Origin of the sequence: Aureibaculum koreense (assembly GCF_034296135.1) — a bacterium.
Taxonomy (GTDB): domain Bacteria; phylum Bacteroidota; class Bacteroidia; order Flavobacteriales; family Flavobacteriaceae; genus Aureibaculum.
Window position 1 is genome coordinate 13,299 of record NZ_JAXKVV010000009.1, and the last position, 19,000, is coordinate 32,298.

Sequence of the window (19,000 nt, forward strand, 5' to 3'; positions counted from 1 at the left end):
CTTAAAATTTAATAGTTAAATCTAAGGATTTATTTTCAACTGTAAATTTAGCCACATCAAAAGTTGGAGGTCCAATTAAAACAGGATTATTTGACATACTCCAATCCTCTGCCGGCATTCCGTTGGCATCAAAATCAAATTTATCATTATTATTGCTATCATGGTAACAAATAATGGCGTATTCACCTGGCTTTACACCTTCAAATTTAGTTGCAGCAATACCCTCTTTTATTGTACTCATTTTTCCACTTAAAGGAGCTTGCATAAAAGTAGTTTTATCGTAAAGAGCAAATCTAACTGCACCTTTATCACTGGTTACATTTGGTACGTTTACGGTAATGGTTACTGCTTTAACTTCCTCAGTAGCTTCTAACACATCGCCACAGCCTTTTAATACTTCTAACACCCATTCTTTGCCCCAATTTGGGTGAAATTCAGATTCAGGTTTAAAATTATCATACAAAGCAACGGTTTCCTGTAATCTTTTACAATGTGGCGTTAAGTCTTGTCCAAAATAACGTGCACCACCCATTTCAAACTCAATTAAACCACTACGGGCTCTCGGATTATTTGTATTCAATCGAATTGCTTTTTGATATAAATCTGTCGTTTCTGGTGTTAAACTTGCACCGTAGGTCATTGGATCCATCACTATTTTAGCTACATTAATAAATGCTTTTAATACATAAATCTCTGAGTTGTCAGGTGAAATATCATCTGCTTTATCGGCAAATTCTTCGGCCGCTTTTAATTGTGCAGCTACTTTGGTTTTGTCTTTCATTTCAAAAGTAGTTCTGGCTTTTAATAGAGCCAAGTTATAATATGGTAACCAATTGTCGGTTTCCACTTGGGCGATACGTTCAAAAGTATTGGCGGCCTCCTCATTTTTATTTTCTTCCATTAGTTTAAAGGCTTGTTGCATGCCTTGCTCAAATTTTGTTTGTGAATAGGTTACTTGGCATACCAAGAAAATTACGAGTGCTGTTACAAGTCTGATCATGATTTTTTGTTTTTTTAGATTATTAATTACGGTTCAAAAGTCCATAAAAAACAAGGTGTTTAAAAAAAGTGTTGACTGAATTGTGTTATTTCGGGGATGAATTGTTAATTTGGTTGAGTTAAGAAAAAAAATTACTTAGTTTAATTAACAATTATTGAATCGTTTGTTCTTCAGATATAATATTTGAAGTAAAAAATCTAAAAACTCATTTATAAATTATATTAATGTTGTATTTTTATATCATAAAATGAGATTTAATGAATAGAATTAAAGAGATACTTGAATCTAAAGGAATAAAACAGACTTGGTTGTCTGACAAACTAGATAAAAGCTATAATATGACTAATTCTTACGTCCAAAATAGAAGACAACCAAGCATAGAAGATTTATATAAAATCTCTGAAATATTAGAGGTTGATGTAAAAGACTTACTTGTTTCTAACAAAAACATAAAATAAGAATGAATTATAACACTGTAAATATTCAAACTATCAATAAGTTAAAGTTAGAACTTGATAAACTTATTCCGTTCTCTAAAGAAAATCAAAATAGACTTCAAAAAAAAATCAGACTTGAATTCAATTATAATTCGAATCATCTTGAAGGAAACACATTGACTTATGGACAAACTCAACTTTTACTTTTTTTTGACAAAAGTTCAGGAGATGTTCCCGTAAGTGATATTGAAGAAATGAAAGCTCATGATGCAGCTCTTTTTCAAATTATAGAAATGGCAAACGATGACGAGCGTCCTTTGTCTGAATCATTTATAAGAGAATTAAATGAAACTATTCTTGTAAAATCATTTTGGAAAGATGCTATCTCTCCAAATAGTGAAGTAACAAGAAAAAAAATTGAAATTGGTCAATACAAAAAATCTCCAAATAGTGTCCAATTAAAAAATGGTGAAATACATGAATATGCTTCGCCAGAAGAAACTCCTGCACTAATGAGAGATCTATTGAACTGGTATCAAGAGAAAAGCAAGAAATTACACCCTGTCCATTTGGCTGGAGAATTTCATTATAGATTTGTATGCATCCATCCTTTTGATGATGGTAATGGTAGAGTTGCACGATTATTAATGAATTATATTTTGTTAAAGCATAATTATCCTATGGTAATTATAAAATCAGAAGACAAGGAAAATTATTTAACCTCCTTACAAAAAGCGGATACTGGTGATTTATTGTCTATGATAGAATACGTAGAAAAACAATCTATAGCTTCTTTAGAGCTTAGTATTAAGGCTGGAAAAGGAGAAAATATTGACGAGCTAGGAGATATTGAAAAACAAATAGAAATTTTAAAAAGGGAAAAACTTACACAAACAAAAATTTTCAAGACACCAAAAGTTAGTTATGATTTAATTAAACATATTGATAATGATTTTTGGAATCCTCTAAATAATATTTTAGAAAAATTTAGTGATTTTTTTGCAGAAACAACAAATGAAGTACATATTAATCATTTAAAGTATAAAAAAACAAGAACTATTACGCCTTCAATAATGAGAACTGCAAGAATGTTTGCAGACAAAGAAGTTGAAGTAAAGCAATACGAAATATTTGGAAAAGATTTAGCTGAAGAAGAAATCGATAATATAAGATGGACTAAAAAAATGCTTTCTTTAAAGTCCGCTACCAAGAAGATGGATTATGAGGTTTCTTGTTCATTAAATTTAGATGAATCAAGTTATAACTTAAAGGTTATAAAATCTAATTATTCGGATGGTAATGGTATTATGAAAAATAAAACTATTCTTTTTGAAATAGAGAATGAATACAAATCTTATTTTATGAATGATATTATTGATAATATTTTAAAAGGAGTTTCAAATCATTTAATTACAATAATTCAAAATGAAAAGTAACACAAAAACTTCTCCTACAAATTATCCAGCTGATTCTTACTTTTATCATCACTAATAGTCCAAAAGAAACCTACGAAAAAGAAACGGTCAGCACTTGGTATAATGGCTTGTCGTTGAAACATACCGTTAGCATCTGGTGTATTGGCATAGTTATAACCGTAGGTATTTTTAATGCCCAGAATGTTAGAAACAGAAATAAAAAGTATTTTTTGTTGCGAAATTAAATAACTCCAATTCACACTAAAATTGTTATAGGTTTTGGTTTTACCATCCATAAAATTGTTGGAATTCGGGTTGTCATAAGGTCTTCCACTGGCAAAAGTATAGGTTGCCCCTACTTGGCTACGCCAGTCGTTAATCCAATATTTAGTAACCAATGAGGCGTTGTGCGTGTTGGCAAAACTAGGGGTAACGGATTGCCGAAAATCTCTATACTTACGTTCGGTATCTAAATAAGAATACGAAAGCCAGTACTGAAGGTTTTTGATATTTTTACTGTCTTTCCAAAATAAATCCAACCCTTTGGCGTAACCAAAACCATTATTGCTGAAATTGGCTGACGGTTGGTCAAATTCGGTATCATATTGTAATAAATTATTATAGTCTTTATAATAGATTTCCGCTCTAAATAATTGTCTATTCTTTTTATATTGATAATTTAAAATATAGTGTGTGGCTTTCTGCAAACCTAGGTTTTGTTCAATTTTTAATTCATTTTGCTGTGGGGTTTGGTAAAAATCGCCATAGGCCAAAGACAATTGCGATTGATTACTAAGCTTATAGGCTAAAGATATTCTTGGAGAAAAAGCGGTTTGGTTTAATAATGCGTTGTAGTCGCCTCGAACACCAAATTTACCTGCAAAATTATTAGAAAAGAATATTTCCGCTTCGGTAAAAGCTGAGCTCATATTGTGGGTAAACTTAGCACTCAAATTTTCAGTTTGATTTGTTATTCCTGTTTCTTTAAAATTAATTGAGGTCAATTCTGCACCATAAGATAATTTAAAAGCATTGCTAAAAGAATGTTTTAATTTGGCTTTTAAATGTACTGCATTTTCAATGTTATTTACATCTGTGTTTTCAAAACCCACATTGGTATTGCTATTACTGTAACTTAATCCCGTAGTTAATTTTAGGTCGTCGCCTATAAATCCGTCATAAGACAAATTCGTGTACCAATTGCTGTCTTTTAGTTTAAATCGTACTCTATTTTCATAATTTATATTTTCCTGCTCCACATCAAATTTTGAAAAATCATACGCCGAGTAAAATTTGAACAAACCATTTTTGGTATTATGTCTGTAAACTGCCTCCCCAGCAAAAGATTCGGGTAGTTTGTTCCATGTATCCCTATCCGGGGCTATTTTGTTATATGGCCCTAAATTGATATAGCTCGCATTAATTGTCAACGCATCTTTTTCCCATTTTTTGGTATGCCCTACTCCAACACCTAATGATATTAATGAAATATTGGTTTCATTTTGTTTGGGCTGGTTAATGGTATTTAATAACAAAACACTTGATAAAGCATTGCCATATTCAGCAGAATAACCACCTGTACTAAAGGTAATTCCATCAAATAAAAATGGAGAATACCGACCACGGGTAGGCGAATTATTTGTTGTGGAGATATAAGGTTTAAAAACTTGTAATCCGTCAATATATACTCCAGTTTCATCGGCAGTACCGCCACGCACAAATAACCTACCGTCTTCACCAACTGTTTGTGTGCCTGGTAAGGTTTGTAATGCCCCAATAAAATCACCAGCAACACCCGCAGTTGTAACCACATCTAAAGGACTCATTACCGAAGTTGCCGTAGTGCCACCCGCTCTAAACGAACCAGCAGAAAGTACAACGGCATCCAACGTATTTACCGCTTCATTAAGTATAATGCGTAATGAACTCAGCCTCGCTACATCAGTGGTTTGCCTATAAGTTTTGAAGTTTAGGTTAGATACAACCAAGGTTTGCTCACCAACTTCATTGGTTGTAAAAGTGAATTTTCCATCAATATCTGTTGTAGCACCATCATAGGTGTTTTCTAAATAAATGTTGGCACCAACAATCGGTTCACCTTTTTTATCTACTACTCTGCCAGAAATAGTAATTTGAGCATTTACATGACTGAAAATTGTTAAAAGTAATAATGCTAAAATTTTTTTTGTGAATTGCATCGTGTCGATTTTATGATGCAAATATGAATCAACCTAATAATTAAGCATAAAAACAATTTCTGAAATGTAATTTTTTAAGGATGAACTGTTGGGTTGCTAATATTTATGCCCTAATTGCGTTATATACTAAAAATTATATGCAAAAATATTTTATTTTACTCCTTTTAATTACCGCAAATACTTTTGCTCAAGTAACACATTATCAATTGGAAGATGAGGAAATCGATACTATTTTTACGGATAATCTAAAGCAAGAACTGGGTTTAGATTTTGAAATTTTCTCAGTTTATCAATACAATGATACCAGTGGAAAACACTTTTTGGTTTTTACTGAAAATACCTATTATGAACTCGGCGAAATCAAAAAAATGGACGGTATTGAGGGTTTTGATATTAAAAAGGACGATGATAACTACAATTTGCTTTATACCATAGAGGATTACTTGGATAAAGATATTGAAGAAGTTTCATTGTGGTTTTGGACCAAATACCTGAATTTAGATGATTTAGACGGTGATGGATTTGCCGATATCATCATTACCTACGGTTCTCACGCCAGTAACTTATATGATGATGGTCGGATTAGAATAGTAATAATTTATAAGAATAAAAAAATTGAAATCTCCCATAAAAATGGGGTCGAGGACGGTGAGCGGAATACTAAAGTTGACAAAGTGTTTTATAACTTGCCTATATCCATTCAAGAAAAAGTAAAAAGTATTATGGAACGGATTGCTGAAGCTGAGCATGGTATTTTCCCTGCCGGATGGCAAGAAGCTCTTAACCAAAAAAAGACATATTTTGATGAAAATTAATAGTTATATTTTATTGGCATTAATCATTCTGTTAAGTTTTACCAATTGTAAATCGACAAAAGGTATTTCTATTGTTCAAAATAAAAACAACGTCAATATTGCAAAGGACATGGAGATAGTGGCAATTGATAAAAGCCCTTTTTCATTTTATTTTAAACTTAAAAAATATACAGAAAACACTCCAGAAGTAGCAAAATTAGCAGCATTCTCTAACAAAAACGACTTGGATGCGTTACAAATCGGATTAAATATTAACCAGACCAAATGTTTTGATAAAGGCGATGCGTTGGCACTAAGACCAATTACTGGCTATGATGCACTCTTTATTGTCGATTATGGATTTCATGCTTTGTATTATGATAATCCAGAGGACAAATCAGTAGAACTTCTTTCTGAAAAAGACGGTATGGCAGATGTTGCATTTCATGTTAATCGCTTATTTACAAACGAAAAATACATTGAAATTACCGAGTATGAATTATCAGAAATTTACGTTGCTCTTTTTATTGACACTAACTACAACGAAACTATTGATGAAGGCGAATTGACAAAGTTTACCATCCAATTTAAAAACTAATACCGAGGTAGTAAAAAATCCTCTACATCAATTTTCCAAAGAAAATTGAATTCATCAACAACTTATTGGTGCCGTACCAAAAAGCCCTAAAATTGGTATTATCGGTAAATGCTATAACCTGACCTCTCCCCATTCCTGTGGTTTTAAATGGTAAGGTTTCCTTGATAGCCTTTAAATTTTCTTTAGAAATATACCCACTTAACAATGCTTTTTTGGTGTATTGCAAAGGATTTTTATAGTTAGACGTACTATCAGGTTTTATAAATAAAGTTGTATTTCTAAACAATGCAATTTTGTCTTTGTTATAACCATACCCTATGGGATGAGTAAGATCTATATCGGCTTCAAAAATAGCACCACCAATTACCTGTGCCCCTCTAAAATCTTCACGGTCGGCAAAAGATACATCTTTGGCTTCAACTTTCGATTTTTTAAAATCCAGTTCAATAAACTTATTGGTATCCAACCAGCGTATGGCATTTCTATATCCGATTAAAACGCCACCATTTTTAACAAAAGTTTTTAAATTTTCAGTAGCATCCTTTAAGGTGCTTCCTGAAGTATTTGCCATAATTATAGTTGTGTATTTATTTAGGTCGGCTCTATGCAAATCTTTAGTATCAAGTTTTGTAATGGGCATTTGATATCTGGTATCTAATAAATGCCAGATTTCCCCAGCATCATATGAAGATATTCCCTCACCTACCAATACGGCGATTTTAGGTTCTTCTAAAATTCTAAAATAAGAACTTCCCAAATCTATCCCTGTCGCTATTCCTGTATTTACAGCATTAAAATCCACCCCAGTTTCTTTAGCTGTTTGTTGTAATAAGTTATAAATTTCATCACTTATCTTTTCTTGATTAGCGACTGGAATTAAAATTGTACCATAATCATAATTCTTACCGCCAATACCAAATGGTTTTACAGCCACTTTTGCTCTTAAGTCGTTCTTTAAAATAGTATAAAGAGCTTTTGGTGTATAATATTCGTCCCATTCAAAAATATATGCATAATCACTTTTTGAACTCACTTTTCCTTCGGGAAAATCAAGAGAAGTAACCGCATCTCCTGCCGAGGCAACAGAATTGGTATATCCATAATTTAAATCGAAAGCCATAGGTAAGGTCCATGCTGAAACGTCATAAAATAAGCTATCTTGAAAGCTAGTTCTGGTTTCGAACATTGCTTTTATCATTCTATAATTAGGCTGATTTGCAGGGATTATATAGCTGTTGTCAGCAGAAAACCTATTTCCGCTGGCATTTACGTCTCCATTTAATTTATGGAATTTTATATGTTGACGTTCCAACATTTTAGCAAACTGATAGGTTTTACCTTTATCGTGGGCATCACCAAAAACAATGGCTTTGTTTCTGTCCTTTTTTATCTCATTTTGAGCCTCTTTATAAAAATCATTTTGGTATTTTAATAATTCTTCCCGCATGTTTTTACCCGCTTCTAAGGTTGACAATGCCGCTGTGAATTGATTACGAATCGTAAATGGAAAAGTCAACAAACCGTTGTCCGTGTCTTGTGCATGGCCTCTAGAACTGGCCTGTTCGAATAAAATACCAATACCGCCATTAATGTCAGGAAAAGTTGAGCCTTTTCCATAATAAAAATCGTCATAACGTTCTTCGGTAAAGTATAACGAGCCTATTTTATCCAACGCTTTGGCGTGATATTCACCAATTTTTGCGGTTAATTGTTGATTTAATTTAGGTGTTAACGGATGTGTCCTTGACGGAATTCCCGGCTGAAAAAAGAAAGTGGAATTCGTTCCCATTTCGTGGTGATCTGTTAAAATATTTGGCTTCCATTTATGAAAAGTTTTAATACGAGCTTGTGATTCTGGCAATTGTGTTACCAACCAATCTCTGTTCATATCAAACCAATAATGATTTGTTCTTCCCCCAGGCCACGCCTCGTCATATTCTCTATCATTGTTATCTGAAGTAACATTCTGATTTTTATGAACATTTACCCAAGACGCAAAACGATTCAATCCATCAGGATTAAAAGAAGGATCAAATAAAATTATGGTATTATTTAATAACTCATCAATTTCATTACCCTCGGCAGCAGCTAAATAATAGGCAACCAACAATCCGGCATTGGCACCACTCGGTTCGTTACCATGTATGGAAAACCCTTGATAAACCACAACAGGCATATCACTCACATTAACATCATTTGCAGAAGCATCTGACAATTTTAAATGCTCGCTTCTTATACTTTCAATATTCTGATGATTTTTAGGTGAGGTAATAGTTAACAACAAAATGGGACGATCTTCATAAGTCTTCCCTCTAGTTTCTATTGTAATTCTGTCAGAAGATTTAGCTAAAGTTTGCATATAATGCACCAACTTATCGTGAGAGATGTGCCACTCACCCACTTGATGCCCAATAACACTTTCTGGCGTTGGTATCTCAGAATTATAGGTAACATTTTGAGGTAAGTAATAATTAAGGTCTATTTTTTCTTGTGCATTTACAGTAAGAAAAGCGACAAGAAATAAAAACGTGATAATTTTTTTCATGATGGGATTGCTTTAAAAAAAGATTGTTAATTGCAAGTTTAAATCTTAGAATACCTTAAATACATAACCTAACAACCAATATAAAATGATAAAAACGAAAAAAGTGCCTATACAGCCACATTTACCACCTCCTATTTTTTTAGCACCGAACCAAGCGAGTATTATTCTTAATAATTTTTCCATTGTAGTATTTATTTAGCGTAAATATACTTTTAATTTCATAATTTAAAAAATGATATTTTTTGCAAAAAAAAAAGACTATCGTTTACGATAGCCTTTAATTCAATTTGAGTTAGTAATCTTTTAAATATCATCAAAATCTACATCGGTAAAACTAGTAGTTGATTTATTTTCTTGTTCGCTTGCAACTTCTTCAGTTGGTTTTTGATAATCTTTTTGGTGACGTTCAGAAATTACTTCTTCACCTTTTTCATTAATAATATAATCAGTTGCTTTGACTAACATTTCATTAAACTCGTTAAAATCTTCTTTGTATAAATAGATTTTATGCTTTTTATAATGAAAAGAACCATCATCATGGGTAAATTTTTTACTTTCTGTAACGGTTAAATAATAATCACCGGCTTTTGTAGATCTTACATCAAAAAAATAGGTTCTTCTTCCAGCTCTTAATACCTGAGAAAAGATTTCTTCTTGCTCGTTGTACTCTTTATCACTCATAATAATCTCAACTTAATATTTGGTAAAATTTGTAAATTACATGACAAATCTAAAAAAATAAATCATTTGCACAACACTTTATTAAATTTCTTTTTAATTAGCCTCACCCAAAACTAGCTTAAATACTAGTTTTGGCCTCTCCCAAGGAGAGGTTATATCGGTACTCCGACAAAAAGTCGGAGCGTTTTTTACGAATTATTGAGAACTTTGCTCCATCAATTGTTGGTTATAAATTTTCTGATAAAAACCTTTTTGGTTCAACAGTTCGTCATGTGTGCCCTTCTGAACAATTCTACCTTCGTCCAAAACAATTATTAAATCTGCATTTTTTGCAGAAGACACTCTATGCCCTATAATAATGGTAGTTTTGTCTTTACTAACCGCATTCAAATTATTTAGAATAATCTCTTCTGTTTCGGTGTCAACGGCGGATAAACAGTCGTCAAAAATTAGTATTTCAGGTTCTTTTATAATGGCCCTTGCAATGGATATTCTTTGTTTTTGACCACCGGATAAAGTAACACCTCTTTCACCAACAAAAGTTTCGTAAGATTTAGAGAAATCTTCAATATTATTGTGGATATGTGCATTTTTTGCAGCATTGACTATTACCTCTTTAACAGCATCTTCATCACCAAATTTAATGTTATTGGCAATGGTATCCGAAAACAAAAAGGCTTCCTGTGGCACAAAGCCTATACTGTTACGTAAACTTGTTAAATTAACTTCTTTTATAGGTACGTTATCAATAAGGATTTCTCCTTCGTCAACATCATATAATCTTGCAATAAGTTCCGCAATGGTTGACTTGCCCGATCCGGTTTTACCTAAAATAGCCAACATTTTGCCTTTTTCCAAAGTGAAACTAACATTTTTTAATGCAGTTGTATTGGTGTCATCATAAGTAAAGGTTACGTTCTTAAATTCTATTTTGCCCTCAATATTGGTAGGTGTTTCAACTGAATTTCGTATTTCTGGCTCTACCTCTAAAAACTCGTTAATTCTTTTTTGAGAAGCTTCGGCTTCTTGTACTATAGAAGTAACCCAACCCACAACGGCCACTGGCCAAGTTAACATATTGACGTAAATTATAAACTCGGCAATAACTCCAAAATTGGTTATTTGACCGTTTATATATCGTAAACCACCAATATAAATTACCATAATGTTACTAATACCGATTAATAAAACCATTAATGGAAAAAATAAGGCCTGCAATTTGTACAGATCGATGTTCTTTTCTTTACTTTCGTCGGCAACCTCGTTAAAATCCTTAAAAGTTGGTTTTTCAATGCCATAAGCTTTAATCACGTTCATTCCAGAAAAGAATTCTTGGGTTATGGAAGTTAATTTTGACAAAGTTTCCTGTTTAATTCTACTTCTCTTGTTGATTTCCCTGCTCAAAAAATAAATGGAAACGGATAAAACCGGCAAGGGTATAAGTGTATACAGGGTTAATGTTACATCCTTTTTTACCATATAAGAAATTACAACAACAAACAATGTTATCATATTAATGGAGTACATAATAGCAGGTCCAAAATACATTCTAACCTTGCTCACATCTTCACTGATTCTATTCATCAAGTCGCCAGTTCTGTTCTTTTTATAGAAATTTAAAGAGAGTTTTTGATAATGTTCAAAAATTTCGTTCTTAAGGTCGAATTCTATATAACGAGACATATTAATGATTGCCTGTCGCATAATAAATGTAAAAACACCTCCCAATAAAACCGCACCCAACATTAAAAGGATGTTTTGCAACAATAGATTCTTTACTGCTTGTAAATCACTGGTTTCACCATTAATATACTTTTCAACGCCATCTATAGAATCGCCAATTAGTATAGGTACAATTAAAGATAAAATCTTAGCAATTATTGTGCAAATTGTACCAATGATTAATCGGTATTTATACTTTACAAAAAATTTATTTAGATAACTTAAAGCTTTCACCAGATAATTTTAAATTGATGAGTACTGAATTGATTTAAATCAATTCAATAAAATTTTGACACCAAAGCGTAATACTATACCTTTGTCAAGATTTTTTTATATCGCCGAATATACAAGTTTAAAATGATAGTACAAATTCTAAGTTCTTTGACTTATAAAATGCGAAAGGTATGCTAAACAGGAGACACCTGAGAATTAAAGTAATGCAATCTGTATATGCTTTATTGCAATCTAAAAGTGATGATATAGTTAAAGAACAAAAATTCTTGAACTATAGCATCAACAAGATTTACGATTTGTATGTACTTCAATTAAGTTTACTTGCAGAGGTAAGAAATTTAGCAGAAAAGCATCAGGAAATTGGCAAAAAGAAATATTTAGCTACTTCAGAAGATAAAAATCCGAACAGAAAATTTATAGATCACCCTTTTTTATTGGGATTGAAAAATAATGTCTCATTGCAAAATTATATTAAAAACCAAAAATTAAAAAATTGGAAAGAAGACAGTGAATATGTCAGATTAATTTGGGACGCTATTAGAGAAAGCCATATTTATGCTGATTTTATAAAAAGTTCAGAGCATACTTCGCCCAAAGGAGATTTAAACTTTATTAGCGAACTTTATAAAAACGTAATTGCACCTAACGATAAGCTATTTGATTATTACGAGAGCCAACTGATAACTTGGGTAGATGATATTCCATTCGTAAACACATGGATTCTTAAAAATTTAAAGAAAATTACCGCCAATTCAAGTTTTGATAAAAATTCATTATATAAAAACAAGGATGATGAAGAGTTTGGAGTAGCGTTGTTTAAGAAAACAGTATTGCACCATCATGAATTTATGGACGATATTGATGCTAAAACACCAAATTGGGATACAGACAGAATTGCGGAAGTGGATTTTATACTTATGAAAATGGCCTTAACGGAGTTAATCTATTTCCCATCAATACCAACTAGGGTAACTATAAATGAGTATATAGAGATTGCCAAAGACTATTCTACCACTAAAAGCAGCTTTTTTATTAATGGTGTTTTAGATAAGTTATTAAAGGAGTACTCGGCAGATGATAAAATCAAAAAAATAGGAAGAGGATTATTGTGAAAATTTCTTAATTTTACACACGTTGAGGAACTTGGTAGAATATATCAAATTAAGACACAATTTTTGTGTCCATATAATTAAAATATTGTTTCTCGCAATGACAAAAAATAAAACTAAAATTATGAGATTACAAGTAAAATTAATAACAGTATTAGCGGTATTTTCTCTGATTTCATGTAAAGAAAATACGACTTCAAAAATTAAACAAGAAAATCTGGAAATAGCCAAACAACGTGATTATAAAATGACGGAGGGTGCGTCGGAAATTACATTTTCTAAAACTGAATATGATTTTGGCACCATCAATGAAGGTGATGTAGTTGAAACTACTTTCGATTTTAAAAACACAGGAAAATCAGCACTTATTATTTCAAATGCCACAAGTACATGTGGTTGTACAGTACCAGATTATCCAAAAGAACCTATACCTGTTGGCGGAACAGGATCTATTAAGGTGAAATTTGATTCGTCAGGTAAACCAAATCAACAAAATAAAGTGGTTACGTTAACAACAAATACTTCAAAAGGTAAAGAAACTGTTGTTATAAAAGCAAACGTAACACCAAAACAAACAGCAAGTTAAAACAAGTTATTTATGTATTCAATTATAGTATTACAAGCCGGTGGTGGTGGAATGGGGAATTTTATATTAATACCCGCAATGTTATTGGTTATTTATCTTTTTATGATAAGACCACAAATGAAAAGGGCAAAAAACGAGAAAAAATTCCAATCAGAAATAAAAAAAGGCACAAAAGTGATTACCACTAGCGGTATCCACGGTAAAATAGTAGATTTGACCGACGATGCCTGTGTAATTGAGACAGGAGCCGGTAAAATTAAATTTGAACGTACCGCAATTTCAATGGAACTAAGCAAAAAATATTTAACTCCCGCCACTAAGAAATAAACTTTTTTATACATTTTTTTTAAGAGTGGGTTTTATTTTGTTAAAACTCACTTTTTTGTTTACATTTATTAATGATGGCAAAAAAAAATAAAACGCCCGTAAAAATAAAAAACGCGAAAAAAACGAAAATGATATTGGGCTTTTTATTATTGTCCTTTTTGTTTTGGATATTGATAAAACTATCAAAAGAATATATTGACGTTGTACCGGTTAACGTAGAGTATATAAACTTGCCAGAAGGTAAAATACTACAAAAAGAACCGCTAAAAACAGCAAACATAACGTTAAAAACACATGGTTTTAACCTGATAAAATACCATCTTTTTAAAAGAAAGGTAAAGGTTGATCTAGAATCCATAAAACAAAAAAATAAGAATATTTATTATCAGCGTTCGGAAGACCTGTTATCGGAAATTAAAAGCCAATTACTATCAGATGTAGAAGTTTATGCTATAAAACCTGACACTTTATTTTATAATATAGGTCAGGGAATTACAAAAACAGTTGGTATAAAAACCAATTTAGAAATAGAATACCAATCTGGTTATAATTTGTTTGGAGATTTAAAAATAGAACCTAGCGAAGTTACAATATCCGGTCCTGAAATTTTAATAGATTCCATAGTTGAAGTTGAATCTAAAAAAGAAATATTACAGGATGTAAACACAGATTTTGAAGTTACCGTTCCATTAATGCAATTAGAAAAAAAATCGAAGGTGACTTACTCGGTAAATGAAATTAAAGTTAGCGGTAAAGTAGAAAAATTTACAGAAGCGAGATTTACAGTACCAATAACTATCGAAAATCTACCGGAAAATTACAGCATTAATACTTTTCCAAATCAAGTTGAAATTATTTTTCAAGTTGGTATATCAGATTATAATAAAATAAATAAGAACGATTTTAAGATAACTTGCGATTATGAACGGTCGGTAAAAGATGGACTAAATTATTTAATACCTGAAGTGGTGTTAAAACCATCTTATATTTCTGATATCAGAATAGTTCCGAATCAAATAGATTATTTAATAAAAGAATGATAAAAGTAGGTCTTACAGGCGGTATTGGTAGTGGCAAAACTACTGTCGCCAAATTCTTCAGAGAATTAGGCATCCCAGTCTATGTTGCTGATGTTGAAGCTAGAAAGTTAATGGATACCTCAAAAAGTATTCAGAAAAAACTGATCGAAGCTTTTGGTGCCGTTGCTTATATTAACGGAGAATTAAATAGACAATATTTAGCTCATCTGGTTTTTAACGATAAAGAAAAGCTAAAAATAATAAATAGCATTATTCATCCAAAAGTTTCCAAACACTTTTCTAAATGGTTAAAACTACAACACGCTCCCTATAGTATTCAAGAAAATGCAATTATTTTTGAAAATAATAAAGCTGATGAATTTGATTATATAATTTCCGTAACCGCACCCCTAGATGTAAGGATTAATAGAGTCATAACAAGAGATAACACTTCAAAGGAACAAGTATTGGCCAGAATCAATAACCAATGGGATGAAGAAAAGAAAAACAAGTTAGCCGATTTTGTAATTGAAAATATAGATTTATCGGAAACTAAAAAGCAGGTTAAAAGCATTCATCAAAAACTGTTAAAAATTTCAAAAAACAGATAGATTTCTTAAAAAACTGTTAAATAATTACGCTTTTAGTTAATCTTAGTTAAATCAATACTAAATCTTAAATAGATAAGTTAAATTTGTTAGAATGAGCAAACGGGTATTTGTACTACTTATTATACTAATGAGTATTGCTTTAATAGGCATCATAGCTGTACAAATTTATTGGATAAACTACTCTATTGATATTCGTAAGAAGCAATTTACAAATGATGTGAAATTTGCTTTGGCTAAAGTTTCCGAGAACATTCAAGAAAGGGAAATCAGTGATTATTATAGAAAATTTAAACCAGTAATTGATAGTGCATCCAGAATAGGTGATACAACGAAAAAAGAATTTATTTTCCAACAGGTTGATACCGCTAAAAACGAAGTTTTTTCATTCAGAAAAAGTATTTTAGAAAATGATAACAAATCGAGTGTACCACTTTTTGAAAGCGATTCTTTAACGTTTAAAACCTTTTTTGGTGAAAAAGAAGAAAAAATCACCAAAATCGACAATTTAAATTTAAACGATTTTAAAGAACAAACACCTGAACAGCGGATTTATGAAGTTGGTAGAATGACAAGATTGGAAGCTATACAATACGAAGATATTTTTAAAGATTTAGCTCCCCGACAACCTATATATGATAGAATTGGAACAAATGAAATTTCATTAAATCTAGAAAATGAATTAAGGGATAGAGGGGTTGATATTAAGTTCGAATTCGGAGTATTTGGTGATGGTTTGGCTACTAAGGTAAAGTCATCGAAATTTAAAAGCATAAAGGGGAAAAGTTATAGCGTACCTTTATTTATTGATAATGATGGGGATAGTGATTATGAATTACGTGTTACTTTTCCATCAAAAAATGAATATATTTTAGCTTCAATTACTAATATTTTGGTTTTGGCAGCTATTTTCATCTTGGTGATTATGTTGGCTTTTGGAAGTGCCATTTACCAATTAATTAAGCAAAAGCAGATTTCGGCAATTAAAACCGATTTTATTAACAACATGACGCATGAGTTTAAAACACCTATTGCAACTATAAATTTAGCTTTAGATGCTATTAAAAACCCTAAAATAATCAATGATAAAGAAAAGGTGTTACGTTATACGGAAATGATCCGTGAAGAGAATAAACGAATGCACGGTCAGGTGGAGAATGTATTGCGAATTTCAAGGTTAGAAAAAAATCAATTAGATATTACGCAAGGAGTTAATGATTTGCACGACATAGTTGAAGAAGCAATTACACATGTTGAATTGATTATAAAAGACAAAGGTGGTTATATTAATTTGCATTTAGAGGCTTTGCAAAGTGAGGTTATGGTCAATAAATTTCATTTTACAAATGTAATTACCAATATTTTGGATAATGCAATAAAATATACCAATGAACCACCTAAAATTGACATTTATACTGAAAATGCAGGTAATTATATAATTTTACATGTTAAAGACCAAGGAATTGGCATGAACAAGAATGTCCAAAAACATGTATTCGATAAGTTTTATAGAGAGCAAAAAGTTAATATACACGATGTAAAAGGGCACGGCCTAGGCTTGTCTTACGTAAAAAAAATAGTTGAACACCACCATGGTAATGTATATGTTGCAAGCGAAAAAGGAAAAGGAAGCACATTTACAATAAAATTACCGTTAATTTAATTTTAAAATTATGGCAAATAAAAAAATATTATTAGTTGAAGATGATCCAAATTTCGGCACAGTATTGAAAGATTATCTTATGTTGAACGATTATTCCGTTACCCATGCAAAGGATGGGCTAGAAGGTTTGATTATGTTCAAGAACGATGAGTTCGATCTTTGTATTTTGGACGTTATGATGCCCAGAAAAGATGGTTTTTCTTTAGCTAAAGACATAAGAACAACAAATACGGATGTTCCCATTGTTTTTTTAACGGCAAAAACCATGAAAGAAGATGTTTTAAAAGGGTACGAATCCGGTGCGGATGATTATTTGAACAAACCTTTTGATTCAGAAGTTTTGTTGCACAAAATCAAAGCGATTTTGCAACGTAAAGAAATTGATATGAGTGCCGATGATGAAAAGCACAAATTTCAAATCGGTAAATTTTTCTTAAATTCTAAGCTAAGACATTTATCTTTTGATGGCGGTGAACCGAGAAAACTTTCTCCAAAAGAAAATAAGTTGCTAAAAATGTTGGCTATTCATCTTAATGATTTAATGCCCAGAGAATTAGCATTAACTAAAATTTGGAGAGACGACAATTATTTTACTTCAAGAAGTATGGATGTATATATCGCCAAACTCCGTAAATATTTAAAACCCGACCCCAATGTTGAAATCATAAATATTCACGGTGAAGGTTTTCGATTGATAGTTGGAGAGAATAATCAATAATAAAAATTAGGGACAACTCGCGAGTTGTCCCTAATTTTTATTTTCCTTCTTCTGATTCTATTCCCATTACTTTGCCCTTTTCATTGACAAGTAATATATAGGGATAAGTTTTCCTTTCAATTTTGAATCTGTAAATTTTATCGGCCTTACTCCTTTTAGAAGGACTCAATTTATAGCTCACATCTTTTGAAATTTTGTATCCTGAATAGCTTTTGAGTGTTTCTTTTACACTCTCGGGAACTTCAAGCATTTGCACTTTATACACTCTATCTTCTTCTTTGTTTTCAGATTGTGCATTGCTATTTTGCAATCCAAAATACCCAAAACAAAGTAACATCGTAATAATTCTTATATTTTTCATTATAGTGAATTTTTAATTTTATTATTTTCTAGAACTCCAGCTCGTGTTATACCTGCCGCTATCAAAATCGTAACCCAATACCAATAATGGTGTTCCGTATGATCCTAGTTGTACGGACTCGTTAATATTAAATTGATAGCCCAAACCTAAATACATTTTATCTTTTTTCATTCCCAATAAAGGAGAAACAGAAAGTGGCTTAAAACTTTGGTCGTTTAAGAACCTGGTGTTAATACCTGCCCAATAATAACCATCATCTGTTAATTTTCTTGCTTTAAAGTTAATATCTGAAACGGAACGTCCATCTCCTTCAAAATATTTAAAGAATAAAGATGGTTCATATTCATATTCGTCATTATCACTTAAAAATGTGTAGCCCGTATATAAATAATAGTTTCTTAATTTAACAGGTTCTGAATTGTCGAATATTTTTGTTGTTTTGTTCAGAATATTCGATGCGTTAATGCCGACAAAATAATTTTTAATTCTATACAACCCTCCTACTTCAAAATTATGATTTGCAGTAGATTGGCTTGCACCCACGTTAGGGTCGTTATGGCCTGTACCCGTACCGTCATCAAATTTATCTGTGTCTATTTTAAAATGATTGAATTTATAAGACAGTCCTAATGATAAATATTCATCATCAGCCTGAGATAAAGTTAAGTGATACGCATAAGATAACTGTGCTCCCATTTGTTTGGTGTTACCGTTGCGGTCGTTATATAAAATAACTCCTATACCTGTATTTTCATTTATTCTGGTATCATAAGACAGCTGTTGCGTTAATGGTGCGTTTTTGACGCCCAACCATTGAGCCACGCCACTTAAGCGTAACTTATGTACGTCGTCAATACCTGCATAGGCTGGAGAGATTACAAAGGTATTCTCAACCAAATACTGTGAATATGGTGATAATTTTAACTCTTGTGCATTTGCCAGAAAAGTAAAGGCAAATAATATGATAGATATATATTTTTTCATT

The 19,000-nt window shown here is 31.6% G+C and carries 19 protein-coding genes; 11 read left to right on the forward strand and 8 right to left on the reverse strand.

Going from position 1 to position 19,000, the window contains the following annotated elements; all coding sequences use genetic code 11:
* Position 1: 1 nt before the first annotated feature.
* The gene (locus UMM65_RS09730; protein WP_321976318.1) at positions 2-1,000 is read right to left on the reverse strand and encodes a DUF2141 domain-containing protein; all 999 of its coding nucleotides are present in this window, start codon (positions 998-1,000) and stop codon (positions 2-4) included.
* Between the two features lie 257 nt (positions 1,001-1,257).
* Between UMM65_RS09730 and UMM65_RS09735 the strand changes: the two genes are divergently transcribed.
* Positions 1,258-1,458, forward strand: coding sequence for a helix-turn-helix domain-containing protein (locus UMM65_RS09735; RefSeq protein WP_321976320.1), 201 nt, complete (start codon positions 1,258-1,260; stop codon positions 1,456-1,458).
* Between the two features lie 2 nt (positions 1,459-1,460).
* The gene (locus UMM65_RS09740) at positions 1,461-2,873 is read left to right on the forward strand and encodes a Fic family protein (protein ID WP_321976321.1); all 1,413 of its coding nucleotides are present in this window, start codon (positions 1,461-1,463) and stop codon (positions 2,871-2,873) included.
* 14 nt (positions 2,874-2,887) lie between these two features.
* Here the strand turns inward: UMM65_RS09740 and UMM65_RS09745 are convergent, their stop codons facing one another.
* Entirely contained in the window at positions 2,888-5,050 is a 2,163-nt protein-coding gene (locus tag UMM65_RS09745; protein ID WP_321976322.1) for a TonB-dependent receptor, read from the reverse strand.
* 137 nt (positions 5,051-5,187) lie between these two features.
* Here UMM65_RS09745 and UMM65_RS09750 point away from each other — a divergent pair, with 137 nt between their 5' ends.
* Both UMM65_RS09750 and UMM65_RS09755 read left to right on the forward strand, forming a co-directional pair.
* Entirely contained in the window at positions 5,188-5,865 is a 678-nt protein-coding gene (locus UMM65_RS09750) for an FG-GAP repeat protein (protein ID WP_321976323.1), read from the forward strand.
* The gene (locus UMM65_RS09755) at positions 5,855-6,442 is read left to right on the forward strand and encodes a hypothetical protein (protein ID WP_321976324.1); all 588 of its coding nucleotides are present in this window, start codon (positions 5,855-5,857) and stop codon (positions 6,440-6,442) included. The genes UMM65_RS09750 and UMM65_RS09755 overlap by 11 nt, the downstream gene beginning before the upstream one ends.
* Before the next feature lie 22 nt (positions 6,443-6,464).
* On the opposite strand, the gene UMM65_RS09760 is transcribed toward UMM65_RS09755, so the two are convergent.
* The 4 genes from UMM65_RS09760 to UMM65_RS09775 form a co-directional block, all read right to left on the reverse strand.
* The gene (locus UMM65_RS09760; RefSeq protein ID WP_321976325.1) at positions 6,465-8,987 is read right to left on the reverse strand and encodes a M14 metallopeptidase family protein; all 2,523 of its coding nucleotides are present in this window, start codon (positions 8,985-8,987) and stop codon (positions 6,465-6,467) included.
* Positions 8,988-9,032: 45 nt separating this feature from the next.
* Positions 9,033-9,170, reverse strand: coding sequence for a hypothetical protein (locus tag UMM65_RS09765; RefSeq protein WP_321976326.1), 138 nt, complete (start codon positions 9,168-9,170; stop codon positions 9,033-9,035).
* A 120-nt stretch (positions 9,171-9,290) separates the two neighbouring features.
* Entirely contained in the window at positions 9,291-9,668 is a 378-nt protein-coding gene (locus UMM65_RS09770; RefSeq protein ID WP_321976327.1) for a PUR family DNA/RNA-binding protein, read from the reverse strand.
* A 195-nt stretch (positions 9,669-9,863) separates the two neighbouring features.
* Complete coding sequence (locus tag UMM65_RS09775) at positions 9,864-11,624, reverse strand: ABC transporter ATP-binding protein (protein WP_321976328.1); 1,761 nt, start codon at positions 11,622-11,624, stop codon at positions 9,864-9,866.
* Between the two features lie 170 nt (positions 11,625-11,794).
* On the opposite strand from UMM65_RS09775, the gene nusB reads away from it, so the two are divergent.
* From nusB to UMM65_RS09810, 7 genes are all read left to right on the forward strand, one after another.
* A complete protein-coding gene (gene nusB / locus UMM65_RS09780; protein ID WP_321976329.1) occupies positions 11,795-12,736 on the forward strand; it encodes a transcription antitermination factor NusB in 942 nt (313 codons plus the stop codon).
* 121 nt (positions 12,737-12,857) lie between these two features.
* Complete coding sequence (locus UMM65_RS09785) at positions 12,858-13,319, forward strand: DUF1573 domain-containing protein (protein ID WP_321976330.1); 462 nt, start codon at positions 12,858-12,860, stop codon at positions 13,317-13,319.
* A 12-nt stretch (positions 13,320-13,331) separates the two neighbouring features.
* Entirely contained in the window at positions 13,332-13,646 is a 315-nt protein-coding gene (gene yajC, locus UMM65_RS09790; protein WP_321976331.1) for a preprotein translocase subunit YajC, read from the forward strand.
* Between the two features lie 71 nt (positions 13,647-13,717).
* Positions 13,718-14,686 (forward strand): YbbR-like domain-containing protein, encoded by a 969-nt coding sequence (locus UMM65_RS09795; RefSeq protein ID WP_321976332.1) that lies wholly within the window; start codon positions 13,718-13,720, stop codon positions 14,684-14,686.
* Positions 14,683-15,276, forward strand: a complete 594-nt coding sequence (gene coaE, locus UMM65_RS09800; RefSeq protein ID WP_321976333.1) for a dephospho-CoA kinase — start codon at positions 14,683-14,685, stop codon at positions 15,274-15,276. Before UMM65_RS09795 ends, coaE begins: the two co-directional genes overlap by 4 nt.
* Before the next feature lie 91 nt (positions 15,277-15,367).
* Positions 15,368-16,936 (forward strand): sensor histidine kinase, encoded by a 1,569-nt coding sequence (locus tag UMM65_RS09805; protein ID WP_321976334.1) that lies wholly within the window; start codon positions 15,368-15,370, stop codon positions 16,934-16,936.
* A gap of 10 nt (positions 16,937-16,946) precedes the next feature.
* A complete protein-coding gene (locus tag UMM65_RS09810; RefSeq protein WP_321976335.1) occupies positions 16,947-17,654 on the forward strand; it encodes a response regulator transcription factor in 708 nt (235 codons plus the stop codon).
* A 37-nt stretch (positions 17,655-17,691) separates the two neighbouring features.
* On the opposite strand, the gene UMM65_RS09815 is transcribed toward UMM65_RS09810, so the two are convergent.
* Together UMM65_RS09815 and UMM65_RS09820 are read right to left on the reverse strand one after the other, a co-directional pair.
* A complete protein-coding gene (locus UMM65_RS09815; protein ID WP_321976336.1) occupies positions 17,692-18,015 on the reverse strand; it encodes a hypothetical protein in 324 nt (107 codons plus the stop codon).
* A 21-nt stretch (positions 18,016-18,036) separates the two neighbouring features.
* The gene (locus UMM65_RS09820; RefSeq protein ID WP_321976337.1) at positions 18,037-18,999 is read right to left on the reverse strand and encodes a PorP/SprF family type IX secretion system membrane protein; all 963 of its coding nucleotides are present in this window, start codon (positions 18,997-18,999) and stop codon (positions 18,037-18,039) included.
* Position 19,000 lies beyond the last annotated feature (1 nt).